Annotated in this window: 10 protein-coding genes; 8 read left to right on the top strand and 2 right to left on the bottom strand. The window is 46.5% G+C overall.

The features are described 5' to 3' along the window. The first annotated feature begins 121 nt into the window (after positions 1-121). The 5 genes from glgC to A3Q3_RS0102450 are packed head-to-tail and all read left to right on the top strand — an operon-like array spanning position 122 to position 7,417. The gene (glgC, locus tag A3Q3_RS0102470; RefSeq protein WP_020181987.1) at positions 122-1,441 is read left to right on the top strand and encodes a glucose-1-phosphate adenylyltransferase; all 1,320 of its coding nucleotides are present in this window, start codon (positions 122-124) and stop codon (positions 1,439-1,441) included. A 57-nt stretch (positions 1,442-1,498) separates the two neighbouring features. Then, positions 1,499-3,214, top strand: coding sequence for a glycoside hydrolase family 57 protein (locus tag A3Q3_RS0102465; protein ID WP_026361705.1), 1,716 nt, complete (start codon positions 1,499-1,501; stop codon positions 3,212-3,214). After that, positions 3,214-4,668, top strand: a complete 1,455-nt coding sequence (gene malQ, locus A3Q3_RS0102460) for a 4-alpha-glucanotransferase (RefSeq protein ID WP_020181985.1) — start codon at positions 3,214-3,216, stop codon at positions 4,666-4,668. Before A3Q3_RS0102465 ends, malQ begins: the two co-directional genes overlap by 1 nt. After that, entirely contained in the window at positions 4,661-5,596 is a 936-nt protein-coding gene (locus A3Q3_RS0102455; protein ID WP_020181984.1) for an ROK family protein, read from the top strand. The genes malQ and A3Q3_RS0102455 overlap by 8 nt, the downstream gene beginning before the upstream one ends. 54 nt (positions 5,597-5,650) lie before the next feature. After that, positions 5,651-7,417: a GGDEF domain-containing protein gene (locus tag A3Q3_RS0102450; RefSeq protein ID WP_026361704.1), complete on the top strand. Its 1,767-nt coding sequence runs from the start codon at positions 5,651-5,653 to the stop codon at positions 7,415-7,417. Here the strand turns inward: A3Q3_RS0102450 and queG are convergent. After that, entirely contained in the window at positions 7,414-8,487 is a 1,074-nt protein-coding gene (queG, locus tag A3Q3_RS0102445; protein ID WP_020181982.1) for a tRNA epoxyqueuosine(34) reductase QueG, read from the bottom strand. The genes A3Q3_RS0102450 and queG overlap by 4 nt on opposite strands. Between queG and tsaE the strand changes: the two genes are divergently transcribed. Beyond that, entirely contained in the window at positions 8,486-8,953 is a 468-nt protein-coding gene (gene tsaE / locus A3Q3_RS0102440) for a tRNA (adenosine(37)-N6)-threonylcarbamoyltransferase complex ATPase subunit type 1 TsaE (protein ID WP_020181981.1), read from the top strand. The genes queG and tsaE overlap by 2 nt on opposite strands. Continuing rightward, positions 8,950-10,350 carry an N-acetylmuramoyl-L-alanine amidase gene (locus A3Q3_RS0102435; RefSeq protein ID WP_020181980.1) on the top strand — a complete coding sequence of 467 codons (1,401 nt, stop codon included), beginning with the start codon at positions 8,950-8,952 and terminating at the stop codon, positions 10,348-10,350. Before tsaE ends, A3Q3_RS0102435 begins: the two co-directional genes overlap by 4 nt. Positions 10,351-10,375: 25 nt before the next feature. Here the strand turns inward: A3Q3_RS0102435 and A3Q3_RS0102430 are convergent, their stop codons facing one another. Beyond that, positions 10,376-11,899 (bottom strand): helicase-related protein, encoded by a 1,524-nt coding sequence (locus A3Q3_RS0102430; protein ID WP_020181979.1) that lies wholly within the window; start codon positions 11,897-11,899, stop codon positions 10,376-10,378. A 73-nt stretch (positions 11,900-11,972) separates the two neighbouring features. On the opposite strand from A3Q3_RS0102430, the gene mutL reads away from it, so the two are divergent. Further along, entirely contained in the window at positions 11,973-13,811 is a 1,839-nt protein-coding gene (gene mutL, locus A3Q3_RS0102425; protein WP_020181978.1) for a DNA mismatch repair endonuclease MutL, read from the top strand. Positions 13,812-13,827 lie beyond the last annotated feature (16 nt).

Here is a 13,827-nt window from a genome sequence, read left to right as displayed (position 1 = left end):
AATTTTTGTTAATTAAATGTGATAAAGTAAGTTCTAGCGCCGTCAAGGTGATTATAATGCAGTTGTAAGGGTTTGAGATGTAATTCGATGTGATAGTAACGAGCTAGGTTAGGAAATCAAGATGTCATCCATTCAAGAAGAAGAACGTAGAAAAGTTAATCGTCGGCAAGAACGTCCCTCTGATCGATTTATTAGTAACCTCACTAAAAACACAGTCGCCATTATTTTGGCAGGTGGTCGCGGTAGTCGTTTAAAGAACCTGACAGATTGGCGAGCGAAACCAGCCGTACAATTTGGCGGTAAATTCAGAATCATTGATTTCCCACTGTCTAATTGTATTAACTCAGGTATTCGCCGCATTAATGTCGCTACACAATATAAAGCGCAGAGCTTAATTCAGCATATCCAGCGCGGTTGGGGGTTTCTGCGTGGTGAGTTCAATGAGTACGTCAACATTATCCCAGCACAACAGCGCTTGTCAGAAGATTGGTATAAAGGTACGGCAGATGCCGTATATCAAAATATAGACCTGTTGAGAGAGAATGGCGGTGAGTACATTCTAGTGCTAGCAGGGGATCATATTTACAAGATGGATTACGGCAAAATGTTGGCTACACATGCGCGCAGTAATGCAGACATGACCATTGCTTGTATTAATGTACCGCTTGAGGATGCAAAAGGGTTTGGCGTATTGGCAGTAGATGAAACAGATCGCGTCATTGAGTTTGCTGAAAAGCCAAAAAATCCGAAGCATATACCTGGCAATACAGAGCAAGCGTTTGCCAGTATGGGTATTTATATTTTCAATGCTAAGTTCTTATATGAGCAATTGATACGTGATGCGGGCGATAAAAAGTCATCGCATGACTTTGGTGGTGACATCATCCCATACATCATCAACAAGTACCGTATACAAGCACACCGGTTTACCGATAGCTGCGTCGGGGCATTGGATAATAATTACTACTGGCGTGATGTGGGCACTATTGACGCTTACTGGGAAGCAAATATGGAGCTGACCAAGGTAATTCCGGAGCTGAATCTTTACGACAGAGAGTGGCCGATTTGGACTTATCAAGAGCAATTGCCACCGGCCAAGTTCGTGTTTAACGACGAAGGGCGCACGGGCAAAGCAACAGATTCATTAGTGTCTGGCGGTTGCTTAATTAGCGGCTCTTGTGTCACAAGCTCAGTGTTGTTTTCAGATGTACATGTCAATGACTACTGCACGATTGAGGGCTCTGTGGTGCTGCCTAAGGTCACGATTAACCACAATGTTGTATTAAAAAATGTCGTGATTGACCGCGGATGCGAAATTCCAGAAGGCATGCAAATCGGGATAGACCTAGCCTTGGATGCTAAGCGTTTCCATGTTTCCGAGAAGGGCATTGTATTGGTTACACCTGATATGCTGGGGCAGGATTTGTACAGAGTTGTATAATAAACAATGAACTACGATATTTAGTTAAAGTATTTTATTTGGATCATGAGTCTATATATGCCAACCTCCTCTAGACTTTATTTAAATCTATACTGGCATATGCATCAGCCGGATTATCGGGATTTAAGTACTGGCGAATACGTACTACCTTGGACTTATCTACATGCCATGAAAGACTATAGCGATATGGTCTATCATTTGGAGCAGAATCCTAAGGCGCGAGCTAGCTTTAACTTTGTGCCGATTTTGCTTGAGCAGCTAGTGGATTATTCCGAACAGTTTTCACAAGGTAAACTGCGTGACCCATTATTAGCCTTGTTGATTGAGCCGGATTTATCCAATATCTCGCCCGAGCAATGCCGGCTCATCGTGGAAAGTTGTTTTAAATCGCATCATGAAAAGATGCTGAGTCCATTCCCGCATTATCAGCGCCTATTACAACTTTTCCAGCTCATCGAGCCCATCATGGTGAATAATGATTTCCATTATTTATCAGCCCAATACAAAGCGGATTTGTTGGTGTGGTACCACTTGGCTTGGTGTGGCGAGAGTTTACGTCGTGAAAATAGTGTTGTTCAACACCTCATGCAAAAGGGCGTGTTATTTACGTTAGAAGAGCGGCAACAATTGTTAAATGTGATTGCCAGCACGATTCAAGGGTTGATTCCGCGCTACAAAGCGTTGATGGAAAAGGGGCAAGTAGAGCTTTCGACCACACCATACTATCACCCGATATTACCGTTATTGCTCGACTTCACATCGACAAAAGATGCCATGCCAGACGCGCCATTGCCCGAGCATGCACGTTATGATGATGGCGTGAATAGGGCGCGTGCACACATTGAGTCCGCGCGCGATTACCATCAAACCCTATTTGGGCAAGTACCCAAAGGCATGTGGCCTGCAGAAGGTGCCGTATCTCATGCTGCATTGTCTTTGCTTGCGGAGCATGGTGTCCAGTGGGCGGCAACGGGCCAAGGTGTGTTAGCCAATAGCTTAGTTAAGTCGCATTTAAGCGCAGATGACAAACATCAGTATCTTTATCAGCCATACCGGGTCACCAATGGTAAAAATGATGTGATGTGCTTTTTCAGGGATGACGCACTCTCCGACAAAATTGGCTTTGAGTACGCCAAAATGCACTCTACCGATGCGGTGAATGACTTTATGCGCGCATTAGATGAGATTTTGGCCGCAACGCCCAAAGGGCAATGCAAAGTGGTGAGTGTGATTTTAGACGGTGAAAACGCTTGGGAATACTACCCATACAACGGCTATTATTTTCTTAAAGAGCTATATCAAGCCTTAGCCAATCACTCTGCTATCACCATGACGACATTTAGCGATATCCTCAAGATGCAACACACTGGCCAATTACCGCCGGCAAAAATTTTGCCTCAAGTAGCAGCCGGGAGTTGGGTGTACGGCACCTTTAGTACTTGGATTGGCAGCCAGGCCAAAAACTTGGCGTGGGATTTGTTATGCACGGCTAAGAAAGTGTACGATCAAACCATTAATGCTTTACCGACCGCGGAGCAACAAGCATGCGAACGCCAATTGGCTATATGTGAAGGGTCGGATTGGTTTTGGTGGTTTGGCGATTACAACGCATCCGATAGCGTTAAGAGCTTTGATCGTTTGTACCGGCTTAACTTAATCAATTTGTATCAACTGCTCAATCAACCTATTCCTGACAACTTGCATCAGCCCATCAGCCAAGGGGGCGGTAACTCCGAAAATGCGGGCACCATGCGCAGAGGACAGGATGCTTAATGGCTGAAACATGCAAACACCCCATCAGCATTGATACACGAAGTGCAGGCGTACTACTACATATTAGCTCGTTACCTACCGGCGATTTAGGCCGAGATGCTTACCGCTTTGTAGATTTTCTTGCGGCAACTGGCATTTGCGTTTGGCAGACGTTACCAATTAACATGCCGCATACAGACAACTCACCTTACCAATGCTTGTCTGCACATGCCGGAAACCCTGCATTTATTAGCTTAGACAAACTAGTAGAACAAGGGCTCATTAGCCCTACACAAAGCCATGAGTGTCGCATTACAGTGTTCAAAGTTGCGTATGAAACAGCCAAGAAGTCCGCCATTTATGATGACTTTATTCGGTTTTGCCAACAACATAGCGCATGGCTGGATGATTTTTCTTTATATTTATTGCTAAGAGACCAACGTCACCATCAAGGCTGGTTTGACTGGCCTAAGCAGTTCAAAAATCGCTCTCCACAAGCGTTGGAAAAGCTGGCTAACCAATACGCAGAAGAAATTAATCTAATCCAATTTACGCAATACTTGTTTTTCTCTCAGTGGATTGCATTAAAAGCCTACGCCAATAGCAAACAAGTGCAGTTGTTTGGCGATATCCCTATTTTTGTGGCATACGATAGTGCTGATGTGTGGGCGAACCCACAGCTATTTAAGTTAGATGAAAACATGCATATGACGGTAGTGGCCGGTGTACCGCCAGATTACTTTTCCGCTACCGGACAGCGTTGGGGTAACCCGCATTATCAGTGGGATGCGATGGCCAAAGATGACTACGCTTGGTGGGTAGAGCGGCTGCACACGCAAGCTGAGTTATTTGATTTGATTCGAATTGATCATTTCCGCGGACTAGAGGCTGCTTGGGAAATCCCTGCGCACGAAGATACTGCGATAGGCGGGACTTGGGCTGTAGCACCAGGTGATGCATTGCTGGCAAGCATCTATCGACAACTGCCTGGCATCCATTTGGTCGCTGAAGATTTAGGCATTATTACACCGGAAGTAGATGCCTTAAGGTTGAAGTACGCCTTGCCAGGCATGAAGATTTTGCAATTTGCGTTTGGTGGCGATGAGCACAACCCTTATCTGCCCGAACAAATTGAGCTCAATAGCGTGGTATATACAGGCACACATGATAATGACACTACACTAGGCTGGTATCGCCTTGCCGAGGCACATGTAATTGAGCATTTACATCGTTATTTACAAAATACAGAGCCTGTCATGCCCAAAGCTTTGATTGAGCTTGTGATGCATAGCAAAGGTTACTTGGCGATTATCCCCATGCAAGATGTATTGGGCTTAGGCAGTGATTGCCGCATGAACACCCCAGGCACTGTGATTGACAATTGGAATTGGCGCTTTGCTTGGCCGCAACTGTCATGGGAACATCAGCAAGCATTGAAAGAGGTTGTCGAAGCGGCCGGCCGTAGCCATGGCTAACGTAATTGGCATTGATGTCGGCGGCACTAATTTACGTGTTGGTGTATTTGAAGGGCATCAGTTAATACAAGAAACGCGTTTTCAGGCCGATTTTTCACACATTTGCCACACGCATTCACCTTCCCAAGCATGGGAAAAAATCATCAGCATCACATCTGCTGGCATACGTAATGTGTTGGTGCAGTTTCCAGACGTGCAGCACATTGGCATGGGTTTCCCAGGATTTATAGACCCCAACACACAGACCGTTGCACAATCCCCTAATTTCCCCGGCCTTGATCATGTCAATTTAGCCCAAGATTTGGGTGAGGTGTTGCAAAAAAAAGTGATTGTGGAGAATGATGCGTTGGCAGCGGCTTACGGCGAATATTGCTTGGCTGGCAAGCCTGACACAGGGTTGATCTATATTGGGCTAGGTACCGGTTTGGGTGGTGGGCTTATCCATGCAGGACGGCCTTTTGCAGGACAACATGGCGTTGCGATGGAAGTAGGGCATATCATCGTGGAGCCAAATGGACGGCCATGCGGTTGCGGTAACAATGGCTGTGTGGAGCAATATGCCTCAGCCAGCGGCGTCGCCACCTCCTATCACACACTGTCAGGCCAGCGATTATCTGCCTATGAAATAGCGCAGCGCGCTGATGACGGAGATGGATTGGCACTAGAAGCCTATCGGCAGGCAGCAATCTATCTTGCACAAATGCTGGCAACCGTGGTGAAAGTAGTGGATGTTCCGAACATTGTGGTTGGCGGTGGTATGTGCCACGCTTGGCATTTGATGAAAACTGCATTTGATATTCAGTTGGAAACCGATCTTATTCCAGTGTTACGTGGCAAGCTTTCAGTCACACCTTCACACACGCATGATATTGCTGGCATGTTGGGTGCAGCCCAGTTGGCATTGCTACATAACACACATTTGTCATAAAAATTTCATACCAGAATGGTAGGGTGACCTGTCTTTCTACTATTAAAGTATTGTATGAGCCTTAGTGTGTTACCCTCTGAAATATCAGAGATTTTACTTGAAAAGAAATTGCTTGGGGTGTTTCAACCGATCGTGAATATCAGTGGCGCTGACATCTATGCACATGAAGCATTGATAAGAGGTCCGGTAGAATCTAAGTTACATTCGCCAATCGCATTGTTCAATGCAGCCCATATGGCGGGTTTAAATTTTGATATGGAATATGCCGCGCGCGATGTCATTTTGCAGGAGTATGCCAAATCCGCACAGCCCGGCCGTTTGTTCGTCAATGTCAGTCCGGAGTGTTTATCGCTGCAAAATCCCGCGCTAGAATTTAGCTTGGCACAGCTCAATCGCTTTGGCTTAAATGCCAATCAAATTGTCATTGAAATTACCGAAGGCTCGAGCATTCGCGATTATAGCCAGCTGTGTGATGTGGTGACGAAATATCGCAAACTTGGGTTTGGCATTGCGTTAGACGATTTAGGTGAGGGGTATTCCAGTTTACGTTTATGGTCTGAAATATCGCCGGATTTTGTCAAAATAGATAAACACTTTATTGCCAATATCCAAAATGACCCGATTAAGATGGAGTTTGTGCGTGCGATCCAAAAAATCGCATCTGAATCCGGTGCGCTGACCATTGCAGAGGGCGTAGAAAATCGCGAAGAGTTAGCGGTAGTTAAAGACTTGAAAATAGATTTTGCGCAAGGCTTTTTACTGGGCAGGCCGCTGCCAAAATTTCAATGCATGCTGACCGATGATGTAAAAGTGCTGCTGAATAAAAGCGCTATTAGCGTGTTTATGGACACCTATCAGCACAATACCAAACAAGCAACGGTATCCAGCCTCATCACTTATCAGCAGGCAGTCACTGCCGAGATGACAAATGATGAGATTTACGGCTTGTTTCAAGCCGATGCTTCCATCAACTCGATCCCCGTTGTTGATAGCAACAAACCTGTAGGCCTGATCAGCCGTTATGACACGATCAATCGCTTTGCCAAGCGTTATCAAAAAGAATTGCATGGACGAAAATCGTGCACAGCCTTTATGGATAAAGACCCATTGGTGGTACAAAAAACAATGACCATCAATGCACTAAGTGAGTTAATTTTAAGTGCAGACCCTAAGTACTTGTTGAACGGATTCATTATTGTCGATGGTGACGTCTACGTGGGCACTGGTAGTGGTCATGCTTTACTCAGAGAAATCACCAATTTACAAATCAATGCAGCTAGATATGCCAACCCGCTCACCATGCTACCCGGCAATGTGCCTATCAATGCGCATATTGATCGCTTACTAGAAAATACCGAATCGTTTGTTGCTTGTTATTGCGATTTAGACAACTTTAAGCCATTTAATGATACCTACGGCTATCGACGTGGGGATGAAGTGATCCAATTTGTCGGGCGCTTGCTCAGTGGCATTGCAAGTAGCGAACATGATTTTGTCGGTCATATTGGCGGCGATGATTTTGTATTGTTGTTTCAATCTAAAAATTGGGAGGTGTTGTGTCATGAAGTGCTCAATACCGTTGCGAATGTGATGCCTGATTTTTATGACAAAAAAGATGTGGCGCAAGGTGGTATTCGTGTAGAAGATCGCATGGGGAATATTGCATTTTTCCCATTTGGCAGTATGTCCATAGGCGCGGTAAAAGTGATTCCCGAGCATTTCAAAAGTCATCATGAAGTGGCAGGGGCGATGAATAGTGCAAAAAAACAAGCGAAGAAATCTATCGGCAACAGCTTGTTCGTCGATCGACGTCAATATTAAGTGTGCGTGATTTGGTGTTGACTTAATGCCCACATGACGTGTTCTTGTATTAAAGGAGATGCATCGTTTTTGCGCATCTCAAGCGCTTGAACCACCTCTGGCGTGGTAGGGGCATTGCCTAGCCCTACCGCAATATTACGCAGCCATTGTGTGTAGCCAATCCGGTAAATAGCGCTGCCTGCCATCTTCTCTTTAAATTCAGTCTCGCTCCAACCAAAACAAGTTACCAAGGTAATGTCATCCAAACCATGTCTAACATGAAAATCTTGCTCAGGCGTGACTTGCGCAAATTTGTTCCATGGGCAAATCAATTGGCAATCATCGCAACCATACACCCGGTTTCCAATTAACGGACGTAACGCAATCGGAATGGCTGTTTTTAGCTCGATGGTGAGGTAAGAAATACAGCGTCTGGCATCTACTTTATAGGGTGCAACAATTGCTTGTGTCGGACAGATATCTAAACACGCTGTACAGGTGCCACAATGTGCACTGGCTGGTGTATCAATGGGTAAGGGTAGGTTGGTGTAAATTTCCCCGATAAAAAACCAGGAACCGTGGTTTTTATTAATCAGCAATGTGTGCTTACCACGCCAGCCTAGCCCGGCTTTTTCTGCCAAAGCCACTTCTAACACTGGCGCACTGTCGGTAAATACGCGGTATTCCACATTGGCGACAGCCTGAGCAATTTGATCACTAAGTTGCTGAAGCTTCTGACGCATTACTTTGTGGTAATCGCGCCCCAGTGCATAACGTGAAATAAAGGCCTGCTGGCCGTCACCAATGACTTGCCAGCTGTCCTTAGCTTGCGGCGGCTTGTAGTCAAGGCGTGCGGAAATCACACGAATGGTATTGGGCACTAATTCTGCGGGCCGCGTGCGCTTAGTGCCATGTTTTGCCATATAATCCATGTCACCATGAAAGCCTTTATCAATCCATTGTTGATGTTCAACTTCGGCGTGCTTCAAATCCGTATCGGTAATGCCAATATCGGCAAATCCCAGTGCCTGCCCCCAACGTTTAATGTCGACGGCCAATTGAGCATACGCGTTATCTAAAGTAGTGTTCATGAATATGTGCAATTTTACACAGGTTTTAAACGATGAAGCAGCAACCTTGCTTGCAGGACAAGCATTTTCGAAAGACCTGCCTGCTGGGATGACCGTGTTTTTACATGGTGATTTGGGTGCCGGAAAAACTACCTTTGTGCGTGGCGTGTTGCAAGGGATGGGCTATCAGGGTAAAGTAAAAAGCCCAACGTATACATTGGTTGAGCCTTATCAAATTGCAAATAAAACCATCTATCATTTTGATTTGTATAGGCTTATTGATGACGAGGAATGGGAAGAGGCGGGATTTAGAGATTATTTTAATACGCAGTCAATTTGTATGATTGAATGGCCGGAGAAAGCGCAGCGCTTACTCCCGCAAGCGGATATCGATATCTTTTTAAGTCATCAAGCGCAAGGTAGGCAATTGCGCTATCAGGCAAACTCACTTAACGCACAACAATTTTTACAGCAATTGAACACATGATTAAACACGCAGTGACTCAGCATTTACGCACAGCTTTAATGTTATCCATGCTTCTAATGAGCCCATGGGTAAGCGCCGCCAACAATAGCATTACTGCCGCCCGTGTATGGCCTGCGGAGGATTACACTAGGATTGCATTTGAAGCGCCGTTGCCGATTAAGCATCAACTACTGATTTTAAAAAATCCACATCGCTTGGTGCTGGATATTGAAGACGTAGACCTCAACCCCATTCTTAAAACACTGTCTGATCGTATTTTATCCAGCGATCCTTACATCAAACAAATTCGCGTTGCTATGTTTAAACCCAGCGTGATGCGCATTGTGATTGATTTAAAGGCCGAGGTGAGCCCTAATGTATTTGCGCTGGCGCCAGCGGGGGATTACAAGCATCGTTTAGTCGTGGATATTTACCCGGACAAAGATCCTATTATGGCAATGCTGGAAAAGCATGAGTCACGTGGTGCCGCAGACACCGCCGCAAAAGACACGCCTAAGCCAGTGGTGGAGCCTTTGCCATCCGGCACAGCAGCAGAGGCAGATTTACCTGCCATTGAGCCCACCCCCGAAACACCTATTGAACCGTTACCGGATAACCCAACCGACGCGACTATCCCTACAGAGCCCGCCACAGTAGCAACCGCAGACACTAAATCTAACAAACCAGAGCAGCCCATCAAGAAAAAAGGGCGCTTAATCACCATTGCCATTGATGCTGGACATGGCGGCGAGGACCCCGGAGCACGTGGTGCAAGCGGGACGCATGAAAAAGACATCACACTGATGATTGCTAAAAAGCTCAAAGAAAAAATTGATGCCGAAGAGAACATGCAAGGCGTATTGGTGCGCGATGGTGATTACTTTATTCCATTGCAAGGCCGTGTCATTAAGGCGCGCAAATTGAAAGCGGATTTATTCATTTCCATCCATGCGGATTCATTCACCAATCCAGCAGCGCGTGGCTCTTCAGTATTTGCGTTATCAGAGCGTGGGGCAACCAGTGCCAGTGCGCGCTATTTGGCTAAAAAGGAAAACGAGTCTGATCTGATTGGTGGGGTAAGCTTAGGCGGCAAAGATCCTGAACTGGCCAAAACCTTGCTGGATTTATCGCAGGCAGCCACCATTAACGACAGCATTAAACTGGGTAAAGCCGTATTACTTAAAATTGGCGAAATCAACAAACTGCATAAGAGCCACGTAGAGCAAGCGGGCTTTGCCGTGCTGAAATCGCCAGATACGCCATCTATTTTGGTAGAAACTGCTTTTATTAGCAATCCGGAGGAGGAGCGCAAATTAAAAGATGATGACTATCAAAATCAGCTGGTGAATTCCATTTTGGCAGGCGTGAAAAAATATTTTTCTGCCAATCCAGCACTGGTCAATAAGTCATCTAATTAATGCATTGTTAATGCTTGCGCAGATGCTAGCGCTTGCGGTAATGACTCAGCTCACCTTCTCTTTGCGTGTCACCATAGCCGGTTTGCGTTTGTAAGGCACCTTCGATATATCGGCTAATGCGTTGGCGTAGGGCTTGCACATGCTCCCCATCCGTAAACGTTTTTGGAAATTTAAAACTGAGCCATGCATACAAACTAAGGTTATGGCTTAATAACTCAGCGGCTTCCAAATGCTTTGGGCTGTTGCCAGCCAGCCAATCTGGCGTAATGGGTAAACCACGTATCTGCGATGCTGCAACGCTTTTTAAACACAGCAAATAATAGTCTTTTTCATATGCCACATTGAGCGCGATAGGCGCACAGACGAAGATGTATTTATCTTTAAGCGACATGCCTGGTGCAAATGCATCCACTAATAGTGCTTGTTGAATTTGATTGCTAAGAGTTGCTGCTGCAAATAGCGCATGTTGAAAACGGCTGCGCTCTTCATGATAGGCCAGTATTTCAGCAATTTTGCCGGTATGCAGTTGGTTACCCAGTGTTTCAATCTGATCAAAGCCAATGCTGACGGGCAGTTTGCTTAAATTAGCATCGTCATTGGTCGTCAGCATATGCGCAATATGGATGCGCTCATCGGCCTCAAACACGTTGACATAGCCAGTAGGGTAGAGCCCAAAGCGGCCTGCGCGGCCTGCAATTTGCCTCACCTCAGTTGCGTTGAGTAAACGTGATGCAACACCGTCAAACTTATGCGTATTGGCAAATATCACGCGGCGAATAGGTAGGTTGAGCCCCATCCCAATCGCGTCAGTGGCTACCAAAATATCGGCATGCCCTAAGTTAAATCGTTCTGATTCTGTTCTGCGTACTTCGGGCGAAAGCGCGCCGTAGATACTTGCAACGGTAAACCCCCATTGTCGAATCCGCGCAGAAAAGGTGAGTACATCTTTCCGGCTAAAAGCAATGATGGCATCGCCTTTTTGCAGTTTGGACTTTAACTTTGGTTTGCTGTAACGTTCGCCGCAAATACTTTCGTCTTCAATCACCAAAGGCGTGAGCCGTGTGGTTTCCGTCACTTGATACGTTTCATTCAGTGACGTAATGGCTGCAATACAGGGTTTGGTCACTGCGTTGGAGCCACAGATAAACACATGCGCTGCCGGCACGCCCACTAGAGCATGGGTCCACGCCGCGCCACGGTCAGGGTCTTGCAGCATCTGCACCTCATCAATCACTGCCACTTCTACTACTTTGGATGGGTTCATCATTTCAATGGTGGAAGCCGTATGTTGTGCACCGGGCATCAATACGCGCTCTTCGCCTGTAATCAGGTTGCAAGGTACGCCAGCCGCTACCAAGCGATCTCGCACTTCCATTGCCAATAAACGCAATGGTGCTAAGTACACACCAGATGTTGCTTGCGTTAACGCGTTGAGCGCATGATAGGTTTTGCCAGAATTGGTAGGCCCTACATAAAAATGATGATGGCGTTTAAGTTTGCGTGCGTGCGTAAATTGCGTGGCAAATAAAGGTAATGGCTGGTTATGCATATGTCCAGAATTTAGCCTAAATTCTTATTTTATGCCATGGTCTTTGTGACAGAGGCTCAGGTAAAATGACGTGATGCAAATACGTCTTTTACCCGATCAGCTCATCAGTCAAATTGCCGCAGGCGAGGTGGTCGAACGCCCGGCTTCAGCGCTTAAGGAGTTATTAGAAAATAGCTTGGATGCAGGCAGTACGGATATTCAAGTATCGCTAATGCAAGGCGGCGTGAAGCAATTAAGGGTGGCCGACAATGGCAGCGGCATCGCGCAAGAGGATTTGGCACTGGCGCTGACGCGTCATGCCACCAGCAAAATCGCCAGCTTAGAAGACTTGGAAGCAGTCGCCAGCTTAGGCTTTCGTGGCGAGGCATTGGCCAGCATTGCTTCTGTCTCGCGCACGCAAATCAGCAGCCGGGCGCAAACCACCAAACATGCTTGGCGGATCACTTCTGATGGTAGCGAGGTATCTACCATTGAGCCAGCTGCGTTAGATGCCGGCACAGTGATTGAAGTGAACGATTTATATTTCAATACACCGGCGCGACGTAAATTTCTTAAAACCGAAGGCACTGAGTTTGGCCATTGTGAAGAGGCTTTTCACCGGGTAGCGCTATCACGCCCAGATGTAGCGTTTATGTTGCAACATAACGGTAGGGCGCTGAGCCGCTATGCAGTGAGTGCGCCGGAAAAGCGTTTTACCGAAGTGCTCGGTGCCGAATTCGCCGCGGAATCTATTCAGCTAGACGAGTCTGCCGCTGGTTTACGCTTGTGGGGTATTGCTGCCAAGCCTACCTATAATCGCAATAGCCGCGATACGCAATACGTGTATGTCAATGGGCGTTTTGTACGCGACAAGCTAATCAGCCACGCAATTCGTCAAGCCTATCAAGATGTGCTGCATCATGACCGCCATCCTGCATTTGTGTTGTTTTTAGAGCTGGATCCTAGTTTGGTTGATGTGAATGTGCACCCCAGCAAAACCGAAGTGCGATTTAGAGACGGTCAAGCGATTCATCGTTTTATTTTTCATGCGCTACACAAGGCGCTAGCAACGCCCACTGGTGTCTCCAATGCAGTCACCGCCAGCCAGGTGCAATACAATCCATTTGCGCCAACTGCCAGCAATGGGCAAACACTGTACCCTACTTATCAATCACAAATCAATTTGGCAACAAACGAGCCAGCTAATTTCTATCAAACCATGTTTGGCACAACGCCAACTATAGGGTCTACAGATACGCGTGAATTTTCCAGCCCGGTATGTTATGCCGATACGTTTGAAAACAGTACTATCCCAAATCAGCAAACCAACATCGATGAATTTCCACTAGGGTTTGCGGTTGCGCAAATTCATGGGGTGTATGTGCTGGCGCAAAACACACATGGGCTGGTGGTGGTGGATATGCATGCTGCGCATGAGCGTATCATGTACGAAAAGCTCAAGGATGCACTGGACCACAAACAAGTACCGATGCAGCCCCTACTATTGCCGGTGAGTTTTAATGCGGATAGGCTAGAAGTAGCGACTGTACAAGATACATTAGCCAGCGATGCTGGGAGCTTGCTGCAGCTTGGCTTTGATATCGCGGTACTTTCACCCACAACGCTTGCAGTACGGGCGGTGCCAACTATGTTGCAACATGCTGATGCCGTGACCTTGGCGCGCGACGTATTGCGTGATTTACGCGAGTACGGTGCGAGTAGGGCGCTAACAGAGCGTAGAAACGAATTATTGGGTACCATGGCATGCCACGCTGCTGTACGTGCTAATCGCAGCCTGACCGTGCCAGAAATGAATGCCTTGCTACGTGATATGGAAGCAACTGAGCGTTCAGGTCAATGTAATCACGGCCGTCCTACTTGGTTTCAGGTGAGTATGGGTGATTTAGATAAAATGTTTATGCGTGGTAAATAGTACACGCATTTTTAGG

It is taken from the genome of Methylotenera sp. 1P/1 (assembly GCF_000384355.1).
Classification (GTDB): domain Bacteria; phylum Pseudomonadota; class Gammaproteobacteria; order Burkholderiales; family Methylophilaceae; genus Methylophilus.
Note: the sequence above shows the minus strand (reverse complement) of the source record. Positions and strands in the feature narration are given on the sequence as shown.